This is a genomic window from Candidatus Zixiibacteriota bacterium, from assembly GCA_021159005.1.
In the GTDB taxonomy this organism is placed as follows: domain Bacteria; phylum Zixibacteria; class MSB-5A5; order UBA10806; family 4484-95; genus JAGGSN01.
This window is the reverse complement of record JAGGSN010000213.1, coordinates 1-17,272: the sequence shown is the minus strand read 5'-3', so window position 1 is coordinate 17,272 and position 17,272 is coordinate 1. Positions and strand designations below refer to the sequence as shown.

Sequence of the window (17,272 nt, the reverse complement as noted above, 5' to 3'; positions counted from 1 at the left end):
CCGGGGAGCCAGTTTTATTATAGACAGAACTTCTGATTCGGGGTTTCTGTCTTTTTCATTGATAATAGGTAACTTATAGTCAATTCTTACTTCAGGATGGTTAACAACAATCCGCTTAATAAATGAACGAAGGAACGATTTTCTCTCAATAATTGAACCTTTATTAAGCAAATCCGCCAAGTCTTTAACATAGTGTTTTAGCATTTTCAAATCGAATGGTATAAATGTTGGATTTTGTATTTCATCTTGAATCTCATTTCTTTTAAGATTAAACTTATCTGTTTGTTTACGGAGTTCTTTTATCCTTGGGGCAATATCATCAATGTCCAGTTTGCCTGTTTCAAGAGAAGAATACAATTTATCGAGTTTATTATGATGTACGTTTAATTGCATATCAATTGATTTTAACTTATTTTCAAATCCTTTATTAGACTGATTTAATTCATCAATAACTATGTTTAAGAGTTCTGTTAAGTTTTTTTCTGTTAGAACATGAGTTTTAATTCGATCTATTAAAATATTCTCAATTTCCTTTTTATTGATTAGTTTGGCATTGCAAACACTTTTTCCACGCTTACTATAATTTTGGCAAGCATAATAAAAATGCTGTCCCGATTTTGCGGAACTTCCAATCATCTTAGCATTACATTTTCCACAATGTATTAGACCACTCAGCAAATAATTGCACATGGATTGAGATTATATTTAATGTAATGTATTGCAGCAGCCTCAAACGATACTTTATACCTGTCTGCTATTAACTCTATTGCGTTCAGGCTTAATGGAAGACTCATTGCATCATTAAAATAGCTTTCTGATGGAAATAGGATATGAGCTGCATGCTCAAATGCTTCCTGCTCGGTTCGTTGTAATTCGCTTTCCTCATTTTCATAATTATCACACAGATAGGTTAGCCCGGTGTGCCAAGGAATATCAAAACGCCACACTCATGCATTATACTAAGCTTTCTTCGTTCAGGGTTATCATCTTCTCTAACAAATATCTTAGGTTTTTCGCTATGATTGTATAGAAATGCGGGAATGTTGAACTTTATTCCGTATTCCTTTTCAAAATCTATATCTGATTGAGTATCAATTATACTGAGTTTTATGCCAAAATACTCTAAAACCGGTTTAGTGAAAATTGGTGGTTCTTTAAGATTGAGATTCTTTAGCACTCTATTTGAGTAAAATGATATTTTAGATGTTGGATAAAAAGGTTTCTTAGTAATTATCATTTTTCTTTTGCTCTATCCCTTTTCAATAGAAACTCTACATAATCTTTTAGTTGATGCTTTTTTTCTTCTGATAGCTTTTCATATCCTCTAAAGATTATCTGAGCATTTGGATCAGCTTTGATAGTATCTTCATAGCTCATTTTAGATACATCACTGTAAACGGCGGTTGAAAAGTGTACCAAGCATTTAATTAAAACGGCGGAGTAAAAGTGTACCATTCCTGATATCTTCTGCATTAGACTAGTACTTGCTTGAAAAAATCAGTTTAACATGATTTGGTTTTGATAACGAAAAGCCATTAGATTATCATAAGTACCAGCAATAGGTTACCAAGCAGAGCTTGGTAACCAGAAAAGGAAATCATATTACGCTAAACTACGCAAGTAGGTACTAGAGATTTCTAATAGCAGGAGGGAAAGGAATGAAGATTTTGTATGAGTATGATTTAGTTCGCCGGCTTTTTTTAACGAGGGTTTAAGCAGGCACGAGATATCTCGCCGCACCGGTCTTCACCGTAAGACAGTCAGCAAGATGCTTTTATATGCCAGTCCGCCGGGTTGCCGGCTTTCCAAACCGCGTCCTAAACCCAAGCTAAGCCCCTTTTTACCAATTATTAATCAAATATTGGAAACTGATTACCAAGCGCCGAAGAAGCAGCGTCATACGGCCAAGCGTATCTTTGACCGACTCAAGCAGGAGCATGGTTTTAATGGCGGTCACGCGATTGTCAAAGACTATGTTCGAGAGAAGAGACTTCGTCTAAAAGAGGTGTATTTTCCTTTAGAGCAAAAGCCGGGAACATGCCAGATAGATTTTGGTCAGGCTAAGGTGTTCATCGAAGGCAAGGAGCGTACCGCTTATATGTTTTGCATGGTTTTGCCCTATAGCGATGCCGTGTTTGCTAAAGCCTATCAGACAGAGGCTATTGAGGCAGTCCAGGATGGGCATAACTCAGCCTATGCGTTTTATGAGGGGGTTCCGCCGATAAACCTGTACGACAATATGAGCACAGCGGTTAAGAAGATATTCAAATCTAAGATGAGCACTGCTGGTAAAAAACGTGATCTCACCGATGATTTCATAGCTCTGCGCAGCCACTACCTGTTTTTATCCTGTTTCTGTAATGTCGGTCGTCCCAATGAGAAAGGGGTAGTCGAAGGGATTGTTGGTTGCGTTCAGCGCAACTTTTTTGTGCCGGTGCCAAGGTTTAACAGTTGGGAGAAGCTTAACAGCTATCTTCTTGACCGGTGCCGGAAACGTTTATCCATGAAAGCTGCCGGCAAGAATAAAACTATCGGTGAGCTTTTAGAGCAGGAGCGCAGTACCTTTCGGCAGCTGCCGTCTGAACCGTTTGATGCTTGCCGTAAAAGAACGTCGGGTAACCAGCCTGTCTTTAGTACACTTTAAGACTAACAGCTACTCGGTGCCGGTTGAATATGCCTATCGGGAAGTGACTGTCAAGGCCTATGTCGATAAAATCAATATCTGTCATAAGGCTTTGGTGATAGCAGTTCACCAACGCTGTTATCAGAAGGATGAGTTTATTTTTGATCCACGGCATTACCTGCCTTTACTGGAGCGTAAACCGGGAGGTTTGGATGGCGCCTTGCCTTTTAGCTCATGGGAGTTGCCCTGATGTTTTGCAACGCTCAGGCGGTACTTTGAAGCCAGGAACGGTAATCCCGGCAAGCGTGAATACATCAAGATACTGCAGCTGCTCAGAGACTTCGGGACCTCAGAGGTCGAAAGGGCGATAGAGAAAGCATTTGAGTATAATGCCGTTAATTTTGAATCAATTAATATGTTAATCATGTCCGGCAAAGATCCGTTATTCGAAGCGGTTCGTTTATCAGAACAGAGGCTGGCGGCTCTTCCTGTAATCAATATTAAAAGCGTTGACGCATCTTGTTATCAGGCTCTTTTGACCGGAGAGCAATTATGAGCAACGGCAATGTATCGGTTCTGTTATCACATAATCTTAAAGCTTTAAAGCTGCCGGTGTTTCTGAGTGAGTATCAGAAAGTGGCGGCTCAGTGTGCTAAGGAGAAAACTGATTCAGCCGGTTTTCTCATGCAGCTTTCGGAACTTGAGTTGATAGAGCGTGAGCGGAAGGGCACGGAAAGACGAATCAAACAGGCGGGTTTTCCAATAATCAAGACGCTTGATTCGTTTGATTTTATGGCCATTCCCAGCCTTAATAAACGACTGGTCTTAGAGTTGACAGCTTGCGAGTATATCAAAAAGCGGGAGAATATTTTGGCGGTAGGCAACAGCGGCACGGGTAAATCTCATATAGCTGCAGCTTTGGGATTGTCAGCCTGTCGGGAGGGTTTCAAGGTAAAATTCTTCACCGCCGCCGGATTGGTGACAGCGCTTTTAGAAGCTCGAGATGATAGAGTTCTGCTCCGGCTCAAAAAGCGGCTGTCTCGCCAGGACTTGATTATAGTTGATGAGTTCGGTTATGTGCCGTTCTCAAAGACTGGCGCCGAACTTTTATTCGAATTCTTTGCGGAACGTTATGAACGCGGCAGTGTGATAGCAACCACCAATCTGCCGTTTGATCAGTGGACCGAAGTGTTGGGCAGCGAAAGACTCGCCGGCACTTTACTAGACCGTTTGATTCACAGGGTGCATATATTAGAGATGAATGGTGAAAGTTATCGTTTTAAAGACAGCATCAAACGTCAAGGAAGAAAGAAGATATTATTAAAATTAAAAAAGGATGATATTATAAAACAAAATAAGAAATAACTAAGAAAAGAGATTGATAGCCCTATTTACAAGGGCTATTTTTAACCACTGAGTGGTACATTTTAACCCGACCCGTGACACATACACAACAAATACTGGATATTCATCGCTCTAACTTGTTGTATATCAACAAAACTGTTTATCAAATTATGCGTTAACTGTCAAAGTCGGGATTAAATAAGGTTACGAAAGCGAATCGAGGTGTTTCAGCAAAAAAACAAGGAAGTCGGTTATTCCGACTTCCTTGTGTGTTTTAGCTTTCTGCTAATAAACTCCGTTAGCCGCATGGCTGTTCGCAAAAACGAACAGCCATGAAGATTTCAATGTTTATTTAGTAGAACCAGATGGTACAACCTTAGTACCCATCAATACTGGCGGAGTATCGCAGTTTGGCCAACCGTCAGGAGCTGTCTCTGGAGCATCCTCAGGAGTGAGCCAGAGCGGGATGTAATCGGGACAGTATTCGATTACAACTTCAGCGCCTCTGAAGTATTGAACCATTCTTATTACATCACCACCAAGTATTGTGCAGTCACCGTTAGCATCAGCCGAAGCCCAGAAACCATCAAGTAAGCATGGCAGCGAGGTTTCGGTACCTGTGAAGTAGCCAACTAAGTAAATAACATCCGCACCAATGAAACCTGGTTTCCACAAACCGTTGTACATGTTCGCATCGCCAGGCAGATAGGCATATCCTGATTTTTCCATCAATTGGTTCATAACAAGGTCTTCACCATCATTGATATGCTGGCTGGCTACGATTATAGAATCGTAATCTTCCAGCGCAAACGTGATAGTGTAGTCGCCATCGTAAATGCCCGGAATTGAGTAGTCGCCGAATTCATCGGTGTAATCTTCACCGATAACAGCGCGCGAACCGTCATCAACAACAACATGAACGTTCTCAAGCGGAATAGCGTCTTCAGTAACATTACCGCTGAGTGAACCAGGACGGCGCATGACAACATCATTAGTAAATACATCGTCAAGGCCAGCGGCAAACGGATCAGTTATCTGAGAATCCCAGCCGGTAGTATCGTAATGTATTACGTAATTACCAGGTGTGAGATTCAGAGAGTATGTTCCATCGCCAGCAGTCCATGTTTCAGTTACGATATTGTCGATGCTGGTGCTGTAGCCTTCAGAACGCCACAGGTTGCTTAAGTTAAGATTCCAAGCTGCCGCGGCGAAATCAACCCAACCACCACCATAATCGTTGTAGCTCAGACAGTAAGCGCTGAGTGCATTCTCAAGAGGCAGTTGGAAGTTGGTTTGAGCATCAGGGAAATAAACACCCATGAAATACGGGCCATTAACAACAGCAGCTGCAGGAGATGACATCCAGAAGAAATCGCCCGGAGCAAACTCGGTTGAATCAAGCGCGCCCATATAAAGAATATCATCAGTCGGAACCGGACAAGTTGGCGTAGTCATATCAGCATCAACTACAATTGCATAGTATTTCAACCACTGATTTTCGGTCGCAACCGGGTCGAGCCTCATAGCGAACTTCATACCGGTAACCAGATACGGATAGGTAGGATCGAGTTCGCAATCAGCAGGATCCTGGAATACGGCGTATGATTCGCCGCCAGTAAACCAGCCGCCGCCAACATAGTATTGATCGTTGGTCGTAATTATCTCACAGTATTCAGCATCCGCTAACGGCGGCTGATAACCATTCGAATAGACCTCTTTGATATTGCCTGTGTATGGAGTAGGCTGTGTTTTACCGACATCCCTGCTATTGTCTTTACCAAATAGTTGACCGGCAATATCTAATTTGCCGTCAGCTTTCATTGATAATGACATAGCGGGAACCTTTGATTGTCCATCTTCCTTAGAATTCATTCCATTGCTGAATGATCCAACTACAGTTGGTACCTCAGCCCAGACATGAACGTCTCCAAGCGGAGCAGCATAGAAATCGGTAACCGTACCGCTGTAAACCGCAGGCATATGCATGACCATATCAAGGGTTGTTGTAGAACCTTCTGATATTGTAACAATATCACCGGCATCATAGTAACCAGATAAGACGAAGTCGATACTGTATGTACCGGAGTTCAAGCATGGGATTTCGTATTCACCAAATTCGTTAGTCATATCGGTTGCGATAATAGCCTTACCGCCGGTAATCATTACATCGTCAATATACAGGTCTTGGAATCCATACCTGCTGTAGCCGACAAAGTAGATTTTACCGTTGGTTGTGGTAGTGCTGAAGTTGTAGGAGAATTGAGTCCATGATTCGGAATGAGTTGGACGTCCCAAACGTGTGAGAACGCCGTCCTCAGAAAGATAAACGATGAGAGAATCAGAGCTTGTGCCGCCCTGCCAGTACCAGAAACTTACAGCATAACTGCCGCCGAGAGCAGAGTAATCCATGCTGGGTGTAATCAGAGAATCTTCAGCGTTGTAGGTGTAGTTGTAGATATCGTAATAGGCAGCATAATCTCCGGTATGAGGAGCACCAGGACCGCGTTGTGTGCCATCGCCATACAACCACGGATAATCAGTACCGGGGCTGTCAGTCCAGCCAGTTGGCAAAGCGCCGGATTCAAAGCCTTCAGTCATAAGAATATTGACATCGTAGAGATTCACCACAACGTTTTCGATGGGCTCATCGCCAGCATCGGTAACTACGCCGTTTAAGGTGCTTCCTACGGTGAAATCAACATCCATCTGAGCAACCGGATTAACAGGATCGTTGGAGCTAACGACAATAGCGCCATTGTAAACTCCGCAATCGAGTTTGGAAGCATCCATGAAGATATTGAAGTCTTCAATTTCCAGAACCGTACCGGGAGCTAACGAGCCGTCAACTAAGTCGGTTGTCAGCCATACTGGCGGAGGCTCAATCAGAACAGCAAGACTATTGGTAATGTAAGTCTGGTTGTGGCAAACTTCCAAGCCGACAGCGCCATTCTCATCTTCGATACCGGTAGTATTATCGTTATCAAATGTGCCAGTGCCATACTGATAGAGAACAGTACCGTCATCAGCATCGAGAATAATCTGGAAATCGACAGGATCGTTTGGATCCGGATAATGCGGCCAGCCTACCCAAGATACGATGAACTGGTTTTCAGTCGCATCATGGTAATAGTAGCAATGACCGACAGAACCGCCGTCCATATCATCCCAATAGACAGCCAATAAGGCGTTAGGGTCATCAGAATCAGGAATTGGATCGTCGCCATAATGGGCGTTGCTCTGTGCTACGAATGAAGCCCAGCCATTAGTTCCAACTACTAGGCTATTATAATCAGCGCCGTAGAAGCTGAAATTCATACCCATCGGTATCGGGTCCGTATAACCATCATCAACTGTACCGTAATACCAGCTTATTTCTGTGCCGATAGTTGAAATATCGACCCAGCCGTATGTCGGGCCTCCCGATTCATCAGAATCAGTCCATGAGTAGCCGAAAGCATCAGGACCACCGGCGCCAAGCGTCATTGGCGGATAAACCGGCGTCATTTTCTTGTTTTCGATATTGCTCTGGACGATGCCTTGATCCACAGCTTTGTATGTTTCTTCAACCCAAGCCATCGGTTCGCCGCGGAGATTATTATTCAACGCAAGCGTGCCGACAGTCTGCATCACGGAAACAGTGTACTCAAGATCGCAGCCAGTAATGTTTGTGTTCTCAAGCGCTCCCACATCAGCGTCAGCGCCGCCAACATTGGCAGAACCTGAAACGCTTTCAGGAGAAAGCGCCATAATAGGAGCAGTTGAAGAATCGGCTGTGTAGTAAGCGCGAATCATGTTGTCGCCATCGAAAGGATCGTATTGCGACCAGTACCAAACCATGCCGACACCGTCGTACTGCATAGCCCAGCCTTTGCCATAATCGTTGCCGTCGTCGATAGAGATGGCTTCAGAATTATCGTCATTAATCTGCGCATAGCCAGCCCAGAAGGTCTCGCAATTTAATGTGATATCGTTTTCGCAATCAATAGCCCATAATGTGGGGCCAACATCTGCAACTACAAGCGTATCAGTCAAAATTGGCGTGAGATCCGGTAAGCCGTCATCGTCGCCATCTACAAAGATGCTGACTCTGACAGAATCCCTGACATCATCCGGCCAAGTTTTATAGAAATCGTAAGTAATAGCAGAAAGCGGCACATTCTCAAACGGTACGACAAACTCGTTGGCAATTACATAATCAGCGATTGTGAAACGCCAGGCGCTGTTTACAATGCCATCATCATACGTTGCGAATGTATTGTAGGGCGGTATTGTTTCGAAATCCTTTGAGGACGTATCGTTGGATGGATCCTGATCGCCCGGCAGAAGAGTTGTTACACTTACTGTGTATGATGAGCAAGCAAGCGCCCACCAGCAAGGGAATGTAACCTGCGCGGTTGCATCAGGCGCCAGGTCGGTTACTGTTCTTAACGGAGCAGGCCAACCGTGGTTATCCTCGGCTTTTACATCAAAGGATACCGTGCTAATACCATTATTCCGAACTGTTGCAGTAATATCGTAAATAGCATCGCCATCAATTATTGCGTCTGGCGAATCGATAGAGACTACTTCAACCTCGTCGCTATAGTAGTAGAATTCGCAATTATCAAAAGCGAAATCATCAACATACCAGCCGGGGTAGCCGGAAATATAGGTACCTGTTTCCATCTGCATACGCATCTTTACAACGCCGCTGTAGGCGGAAAGATTAACTGTATGCAGTTTCCATTCCTCGTCTCTGCCCTGCCACTGATCCAGCAATTCATAACCGTTGCCAGAGTCGGCTAAAACTCTGTAGTAATAGCTCATAGTCGAGCCGTCATACCACTCGTAGAAATGGAAGTCGGCAGTTGGAAGCGCGCGTTCTGCAACTTCAACGTCATCAATGTACGAACTTTTAAATCCATAATTGCTGTAGCCGATGAAGTAAATCTTGCCGTCTGTCGCAGAGGAGTTGAAATCATAACTGAAGTAAGTCCACTCTGAAACTAACAGCATTTTGCCTAAGCGAGTTAAAGCGCCGTCTTCATAAAGATAAACAACCATTGAGTCCGGACCTGTTTCGTTGCACCATCCCCAGTAGCCGACTGTATAACTGCCGCTGTAGGCAGAAAAGTCCATACTTGGGGAGATTAGAGTATCGGTAGTACCGGAGCTATAATCATAGTTGTTGTAGAAAGCAGCATAACTGCCGCTGTGAGGAGCATCAGGACCATGGTCGGTGCCGTCGTCATACAGCCATGGATCGTCACCAGGACTGTCAGTCCAGCCGGTAGGAATGCTTCCGCCGTTTTCAAAGCCTTCGGTTAAAAGGACTTCTTCATCAAGAGCAAACGGCAGAGCCGGAGTAACATCAAGCATGAAATCGAGGTTTGAAATCGTGCTTTCGTTTGGCAAACCGTTCAGCACAGTACCCCAGCAGAAATCGCCGGAATGTGCGCCGCCAGGACCTTCACCTGATGGCGTGCCGTATTGCCAATCACCAGCTGTTGCCTTCAAACCGCCGTTACCGCTTTCAAAATCGAAAACAGAACCGAATATGGTAGCGGAGCCTTGAGCATTGTTGTTTTCGGGGAATTCGTCGCCATCAACATAAACGGAGGCTAAAATAGTATGAACACCCGATACAGCCGGAGTCCAGCCAGTCGCAAATGTGTACGATTGCACTGTCTCATAAACCATCGATGGAGTAGTTTCCGTTGCACTGTAAACAGTATCTCCGGAGGGATTTACAATCTTTACAGTAACATCAATAGTGGTTTCAATAGTACCATTGTTTTTAACAGTAACCGATGGGTAAGTTGCTGTGCCAACTTCGCCGACTGCGGGAGCATCAACTGAAACCATAATCGGGTCAATAGCAGGTTCATAGTAATAGTACAGAACCGCTAAACTGTCGCGCAGCAGATTGCCATCCGGGTCGCCGTTACAAACGTAAGACAAGCCAGCTCTATCAGGAACAAGATTGTCAATGGATTGGATACCAACCGTAGCGCTCTGACCGGCGCCGTAGGAACCAGCTTCATCAATATCTAAGTATTGAAGCAGGATATCGCCGCTTTCATAAAGGATAATTTCCCATTCCAGATTAGTGCTGGAGCGTCTATAGTTATGGAATTGGATTACCGTGTACATATCCGGCGAGGTTCCAAATGTCTGATAGTAAACCGCGCCTTCATATGAAGCATTGCAGTAGCCGTAATCCCAGAATCCGGCAATCAATGGGTCATAAGGCGAGGATGTGGACGGTAATGGGCAATCGTTTGTGGAGGAGCTTGTGTAGTCGCCGAAGGTTAGGTAGCCATAGCCGTTTATATACATATTCATATAAACCTGATCGTAGAATTCGAAACTGAATCCAATCGGGAATAAGCCATAGTTACCGCTGCCATCGTCGGCAAAGGTACCAGTTGAGGTAATATCAATGTAGTTAAATGTTGGAGGCGCTGGCAGATCCAGAGCTGTTCCAACACTGATGTTGTCGATAAAGCGATAACCCCAGCCATCCGGACCGCCGGTGCTGTAGTGAGTGTATGCCTCAAATACAGAAGCTGCAGTATCGTTAGCATTATTGATATCACCAGTTATTTCAACATAAGCCAAAACATCAAAGTCCCCTTCGGAAGGAACCGTGAAGTCTGTGCTGAAAGCAAACTGTAAAGAGCCATGGCCGGCAATTTCCGACGTAGTCTCAGTTGCTGTATAGACCTCATCAGCAAGTTCATCAAAAATCTTGAACGTTACTGAAGGTGTTATCGGATCATCGCCAAGAGAGGAGATGGTAACTGTCGGAGTAACAGATTCGCCGACTACTAATACAGCGTCATCCAAAGGCACATCAATCGATGTTAAAGCACCATCGATCTGCGGCGGGTCGTAGCTATAAGAAATAGCCAAGCCCGGCATGGCAATGCTGCCAATAGGATCATTATTGTATTCATAGCACAAACCAATATCGCCAGCGCCATTCTCTATACCAATGGTATGACTGGTATAAATAACCGGGCCAACTTCTTGGTATTGGAATTTGACGCTGTTATCCGCTCCACAGAGGATCATCTGCATATCTATCCTCTGGGCGTGATCGGTTTCAAAATCCCAATTTTCATAGGAAATGATAAAGGTGTCGACGTTGTTTGTATAGTAATAAGCAGTTCCTTCATCGACTCCGCTTAGGTCATCCCACAGAAGAGCGATTTGATTTTCAGAACCGCTTGTGGTTGGGATTCTATAGTTCGAATAACCGGAAGTAGTAATTGAGTCAAAAGTGGCAAAACCGTTTTCATCAACGAAGATACGATTAAATGTACCGCCGTAGAAGTCGAAATCGAAGCCCATCGCGATGCCGTAAGTATAGCGGTCATCGCTCGAACCGCCATCCCAAGTTACAGGCGTGCCGGAAGTGGAAATATCAATCCAGCCATAGGCGCCGCCTGTGCCAGTGATGTTGTCTTCCCACGAATAATAGCCAGCATCCGGACCGCCTGAACCAGTATGTGGATAGCAAGTGATTTGGACGCTTGTGGTATCGTTGGAATTATCAAGATCGGAAGCCATAGCGGTAAAGCTGGTTATGATATACTCGCTCGCATCAGGGCTATTCCAAGTGTTAGTATAGCTTATCAGCGTATCCGCCAATGAAGTCAAGCCCGTTATTGATTCGCCGCTAACATAAGTAGCAGGCGGGTAAGAAAGCGAGAATATTTCTACATCGTTAACATACCAGAGCATATCATCATTGGCATGATAAACAAAGGCAATCTTAACAGCGGATTGATTCGCCGCCCACGATGTAATATCCCAAACAGGGAATTCATTTGTATGGTCGGTCATCCACTCTGCCAAAGTGTCAATAGTAGTAAAGTCGTCAGTTGTTCCCAGCACATAAGCGGTGTCGGAGGAATACCAATTATAATAGGTATGGAAACCCATGTAAATATTTTCGCTTACAGTGCTAAGATCAATGGCGGGAGTAATCAGCCATTCATTCGAATGTTCCGCCGGAGTATAGCGAACACAGGCTACATTGCCATAGGTTGAAGTATAATAATACTTATACCAATCGTTGCTATTCCAAACAGCCGGGTCTTCATCGCCATAATCATAGATTGTCCAGCCGGTTGGCGGATTATCGCCGAATTCTCCCCAGTCGCCTTCGAAGTCTTCGAATAGGTACTGGGTTTTAACAATCTCGTAGATGTAGGTGCTGTCATCAAATGTGGCGGCGTTTGTGCCAAGATTGTTAACAGTTGTTTGTATATTCCAGTTATAGCCCTCAATCGCCATTGTTGGTGCATTGATTGCCGTTTTGGCAACATCATCAGCAAGTAATGTAACGCCTACAACTTCAACTTTGTCAACGTACCAATAATAGTCGTTATTTCCGACATACTTGAAGGCTACTTGAACGCCGGCATTGTTATTAGCCGCGCTGGTTATATCTTTTTCATAAGCGTTAGGAGTCGAGTACGAGCCAATATCAGCAAGAAACGTATCAACTGCAATCCAGTCAGTACCATTGTAAACCATCACAAAGCCGGTATCGGTATCGCCGTAACCGTCGTTGTAATACTGATTGAACTTTAAAAAGATTTGGTCGTAACTTGTCCGGGCGGAAAAATCCATCGCCGGAGAAATCAGCCATTCATCTTGATTCTCTATAGGCGAGTAATTAATTTTGGCAACAGTATCGCCCCAGGATGAGCTATAATACTTATACCAATCGTTGTCGTTCCATACAGCCGGGTCTTCATCACCATTATCGGTGATTGTCCAACCAGTTGGCGGATTATCGCCTTGAGGTCCCCAGTTGTTGAAATCTTCAAACAAAATCTGGGTATCAATAAAAGGAACAGGATAATCCTGATTATCAACAACCCTGCCGAATGGAATAACTGATGGTTCCGGATTTAACAGTTCGCCCTTTTCTCCATACTGAGGAGTCCATTTAGCTCCCTCATCAGCCGCAAAAGCCCAAGAGACTAAGACTACTGAAATCATCAAAACCAAGAATATTAAGGATGTTTTTTTCATACATTTCTCCAAAAGTTACTATTCGTTAATTCAAACGAATAAAACATTATAACAATTGTAAAAAACTCTAAAAATTTACCTGATTCCCGTTTTGAAGCTAATTAACCTAGCTTAACTAACAACTATTAAAAATTACTTATAGCACAGAACTTACTATGCCTAATAATTCTCTAAGAAATAAACAGCAAATGTACTTTTTAAATCACCTCTAACTTAACCGTTAACTGCTACCCCTCATTCCCTTTCATTGATTATGGAAGTACACCTATTTTACTAAGTTTCCCCTCTGATTTTCCTATCAAAAATAAGATAACGGCTTTATTTTGGGTGTCAAGCAATATTTAGCTTTATAGACTAAAAAAAGCTGCTTTTTTTAATGTTTTTTTATGCGGTTTTATACATAAATACACACTATTTGTCCGGTCTTTTTATACACAAATTTACCAATTGTCATTCCCTTCCCCAGCTGAGAATATATGCTGAGATATATCTTATTAGATAGCTATTATTTAAAACAAATAAACGAGAAATCAAAAAACATGGATTGTTGTCTATACAGAAGTGACAACCTCGCATTGCTTAAGAATATAGCCTGCCTCGAGCAAGCGCCGCGGCAGGCTGTATCTCGCGGCCTGCAATTTATGCTATTTTATCAAAAGCCGCTTAATGTCCTCAACCCGGTAACCCGCACCATTAGCAGCGTCAAGAATTTGCTTGGCTTTGGTTAAAGCGTATCTTAGAATATCATTAGTGAGTTTGTCATTTGCCCGAAGATGCACTATTGCTGCAAACAGTAAAGCATTGACCATTCTTCCAAGCTGCTCTTTGTTCAAATAGAGAAAATTATCATGCATATTAAACTGCAAATATTCCTGCGCTGTTTTATTTTCAAATATATCATTTATCATTTCGGTAATGGTTTTTGAATGATTTGCAATAAACAGCTTTTCGTAAACAGTTATAATATTTACAAGCAAAGAATCAAAATAAGCATAAGTTTCATTGTGGCTGAAATCATTGAAAGCGCGATAAATATATGTATTAAGCATCCAGTTTTCCAGAGGGGCGCTTGATGAAACTAAGGCGGTCTCAGCTTCGTCCTGCAAGTCGAACCGCCACAGGTGATGGATGATTATCCAGGCAAAAGTTATATGCGTTAACGACTGCGCGTTTATCATATCGACTTTAGATAGAAAACCGGATACAATATCAGCATCAAATTTACTACTATCGAGGTTTCTATCGATTGGAATAGTTTTTAATTCATTGATTATATCTTTATATATTTCATCAGCGCTTATATCAGCTCCGGTAAAATCCTTAACGGCATTCAGAAAACGCAAAATATTTTTCTCTATATGCGGGCGCGCCTTATCGCAATCGGAAGTTATTTGATGCAGTATATCTGCGTTTAATGTTTTATTGAAAGGAATTAGAATCGGTTCAAATAACATTTCTCTGTAGGCATCATCAATATTGGGTGCGCCATCGCCATTGAGTTTTCGGGCAAGGCTGCTCCATGTGCCATCGCTGTCGAATATTTCTCTGAAATCGAGAAAAGCTATATATTGATATGCCTGCAATTCGGCGTAAATACCTTCCTTGGCAATCTGCTTGCCGCTGCGAATATAATCAAGCCCCGCTTTATAGTCGCGGAATACATATAGATAGCCCTCGTCCGCATTTAATGTCAGGGCTTCCGCTACGGTTTTGCTTTTTAAGATTTTCTCCTCGCCTTTTCCGATATTAATAGGCGTTGATACCTTTATCCAGCCGCGAGTATTGTTGAAAGCATTGTTGTAAATAATAATCGCGCGTTCATCACCAGCCCGATTGGTATATGCAAAAACATTTTCATCGACCCCGCCATCGGACGAATTGAAATCGTAGAAAGCGAAATTATCAGCGCCGCTGAATAGATTTCGCCGTCTCATAAGCGGGAAAATCTCGCGCTCGTGACGGCGCACCATTTCCTCGTCAACCTGTTCGTCCCAGTATGCCCGCCGATATTCCATGCCGTATTTTTCGGTAAAACCCTCAATCTGGCCATGACCGAACATAGGCAGTCCCGGCATGGTAACCATAAGAACCGCCACGCCGTAATATTTATCTCCTTTGCCAAATTGGGCAGCGGCAGTATCTTCATCGGGATTATTCATAAAATTAACAAATCGCTTTAGCACTTCCGGGCTGAATTCGAGGACATTTTTAACGGTCTTGCGATATTTGCCGTTATCTTCCATTTTGAGCATATTCATAAAAGCGCTGTTATAAACGCGATGCATGCCGAGAGTGCGAACGAAATAACCCTCCATCAGCCAGAATGCCTCAGCCAGAAGTAATGTATCGGGCGTCTCGCTGGCTATACGGTCGACAACTTCACGCCAGAATTCCTTTGGAAAAACCGCCTCGAATTCCTCTTTTGTCATGCCGTACTCAGCCCGTGATGGTATGGCCCCGCCATCGCCATGCTTGGGAAACCAAAGCCGCTGATAATGCTTTTTTGCCAAGGTCATAGCGGCATCAAAACGAATGATTGGGCATTTGCGCGCCACATGAAGAATTGTCTGAATCACAGCCTCGCGAACCTCCGGTAGAAGGAAATTAAGCTGGGCTGTATCGTTCCAGGGCATGCTGGTGCCATCATTGCCATGATATATATATCTCACATCGCCGGTAAATTTATCTACCCGCTTGAAAACGACTGCAGCATCGCGATGCTCCCAGTAGCCGTCCTCGATTATAATCCCAACCCGCTGGTCAGGAGATAAATCTTCGCCTGAAAATCTGTACCAGGGATAAGGTGGAATATCATTTTGAACGAACCAGTCCGGGTGTTCGACAACCCATTTCGAGAAAATGCCCACATGATTGGGCACCATATCGCTGGCGAGACGGATGCCTCTTTGCCAGGCTCTATCACGCAGGTTCTGGAATGCGGTTTCTCCCCCAAGGTCTTCCGCTATAATATAATCATAGAGGGAATAAGCCGACGCGGCGGCTTCGGGGTTGCCCATATACTGTTTGATTTTTTGCGAAACCGATGAGCGTTCCCATAACCCGATAAGCCATAGTCCGGTAAATCCCCATCGGGCAAGCCGGTCGAGTTCCTCATCGGGAATATCGTTTAAGTTTCTGATATCACGCTTATACTTTTTCGATAGCTGATCAAGCCAGATATATGTTGACTTGGCTAAAATGACCACATTCGACATCCAATCGGCATCCCGGCTGAAACGAGCAGGTTCGGGATAGTCAAAATCGTAGCCATAAGCATCTTTTCCAAACCGCAAAACGCGGATTTGACCGGGACCTAAACCGCGCAACTGCTGTTCTTCTCTTAGAATATCAGCGGCCAGCAACAGTTCTTTGAGCAGTTCCAGAGGCAAGAATTTAGCCCAACGGTCTCTAATATAAATCAATTGACCTTCAAGCGAATCGGGGCTGGCAAGCATAGGAGCACGCAGGCATTCGAATAACTTTATCCCCAAAGGAGAAAAGTCCGGTTGAGTATTAAAATAATTCTCGATGTTTTTAACATAAGGCCTGTAAGGCGATTGTTGTTTAAGAGCAGTATCATCAAAGAGGTCTAAAAATGGCTTAAATGCCGGATTAACTGCCGCTAATGATAACAGAATCATTTCGACAGTAATATTATCCCTGTTTGAAAGCGTTTCTGATGTGTCCTTAAGATACTCAGCCTCGATTTGATGCGATTTCATTACCGGCAGAGGTGGAAATTGATTCACAAATACCGGCGGCGGTTTTTCTATGATTGCTTGTCCAAACTGTTTGGCTGTCCATTTATGGCTTTGGGGAATAACGCCGGGAACTTCCTCGCGGCAGTATGTAAATATTATATATCGCAAAATATCGATGATAATCCCTATCGAGACAAGCTGTCCGGTCTGGACCGGTTCTTTATAGCGCGTGCGATGAATATTCTTTTTATTGATACGGTAGGCTAATCGCCGGATAGCATAAATACCGGAGGTTGGCTTATCGGGATTATAATCATCCAGCAAGGATAATATGTCATATCTTTCCCATGATTTTCGAGACAGATGAAAACCGAATGGGAAATAGCTATGCAGGGTTTCGTAGAGCGATTGTTCGGACATTAGGCTCCTTTGTCTTAAAATACGGAATCATCTCACGCATACCTCAAGATTGCAATATCTTTGTCGGCATTATATCATATTGCTGATAAGATTTCCAAGGAAAAAACAGGCTGGTTTTCGTGTTTTCGGCGGTTGGCGTACGTCCCCGTGCACC

General features: G+C 43.6%; 8 protein-coding genes. 3 read left to right on the top strand and 5 right to left on the bottom strand.

Annotated features, from left to right (window positions below; translation table 11 throughout):
• The 3 genes from J7K40_14285 to J7K40_14275 all read right to left on the bottom strand — a co-directional run.
• A partial coding sequence (locus J7K40_14285; GenBank protein ID MCD6163565.1) for a zinc ribbon domain-containing protein occupies positions 1 to 690 on the bottom strand: 690 nt, incomplete at its 3' end.
• Positions 691 to 910: 220 nt separating this feature from the next.
• Positions 911 to 1,237 carry a hypothetical protein gene (locus J7K40_14280; GenBank protein ID MCD6163564.1) on the bottom strand — a complete coding sequence of 109 codons (327 nt, stop codon included), beginning with the start codon at positions 1,235 to 1,237 and terminating at the stop codon, positions 911 to 913.
• Positions 1,234 to 1,377, bottom strand: a complete 144-nt coding sequence (locus J7K40_14275) for a hypothetical protein (GenBank protein ID MCD6163563.1) — start codon at positions 1,375 to 1,377, stop codon at positions 1,234 to 1,236. The genes J7K40_14280 and J7K40_14275 overlap by 4 nt, the downstream gene beginning before the upstream one ends.
• 349 nt (positions 1,378 to 1,726) lie before the next feature.
• Here J7K40_14275 and istA point away from each other — a divergent pair, with 349 nt between their 5' ends.
• The 3 genes from istA to istB all read left to right on the top strand — a co-directional run bounded on the left by istA (position 1,727) and on the right by istB (position 3,988).
• Positions 1,727 to 2,644, top strand: coding sequence for an IS21 family transposase (gene istA / locus J7K40_14270; protein MCD6163562.1), 918 nt, complete (start codon positions 1,727 to 1,729; stop codon positions 2,642 to 2,644).
• The gene (locus J7K40_14265) at positions 2,592 to 2,873 is read left to right on the top strand and encodes a hypothetical protein (GenBank protein ID MCD6163561.1); all 282 of its coding nucleotides are present in this window, start codon (positions 2,592 to 2,594) and stop codon (positions 2,871 to 2,873) included. Before istA ends, J7K40_14265 begins: the two co-directional genes overlap by 53 nt.
• 302 nt (positions 2,874 to 3,175) lie before the next feature.
• A complete protein-coding gene (gene istB / locus J7K40_14260) occupies positions 3,176 to 3,988 on the top strand; it encodes an IS21-like element helper ATPase IstB (GenBank protein ID MCD6163560.1) in 813 nt (270 codons plus the stop codon).
• Positions 3,989 to 4,315: 327 nt separating this feature from the next.
• Here the strand turns inward: istB and J7K40_14255 are convergent, their stop codons facing one another.
• Both J7K40_14255 and J7K40_14250 read right to left on the bottom strand, forming a co-directional pair.
• Positions 4,316 to 12,997 (bottom strand): hypothetical protein, encoded by an 8,682-nt coding sequence (locus J7K40_14255; GenBank protein ID MCD6163559.1) that lies wholly within the window; start codon positions 12,995 to 12,997, stop codon positions 4,316 to 4,318.
• A gap of 644 nt (positions 12,998 to 13,641) precedes the next feature.
• A complete protein-coding gene (locus J7K40_14250) occupies positions 13,642 to 17,118 on the bottom strand; it encodes an alpha-amylase (protein ID MCD6163558.1) in 3,477 nt (1,158 codons plus the stop codon).
• Positions 17,119 to 17,272 lie beyond the last annotated feature (154 nt).

Coding starts and splice junctions, on each gene's coding strand:
- J7K40_14255 (MCD6163559.1), bottom strand. CDS start 12,997: ATGAAAAAAACATCCTTAATATTCTTGGTTTTGATGATTTCAGTAGTC.
- J7K40_14265 (MCD6163561.1), top strand. CDS start 2,592: ATGCTTGCCGTAAAAGAACGTCGGGTAACCAGCCTGTCTTTAGTACAC.
- istB (MCD6163560.1), top strand. CDS start 3,176: ATGAGCAACGGCAATGTATCGGTTCTGTTATCACATAATCTTAAAGCT.
- J7K40_14275 (MCD6163563.1), bottom strand. CDS start 1,377: ATGAGCTATGAAGATACTATCAAAGCTGATCCAAATGCTCAGATAATC.
- J7K40_14250 (MCD6163558.1), bottom strand. CDS start 17,118: ATGTCCGAACAATCGCTCTACGAAACCCTGCATAGCTATTTCCCATTC.
- J7K40_14280 (MCD6163564.1), bottom strand. CDS start 1,237: ATGATAATTACTAAGAAACCTTTTTATCCAACATCTAAAATATCATTT.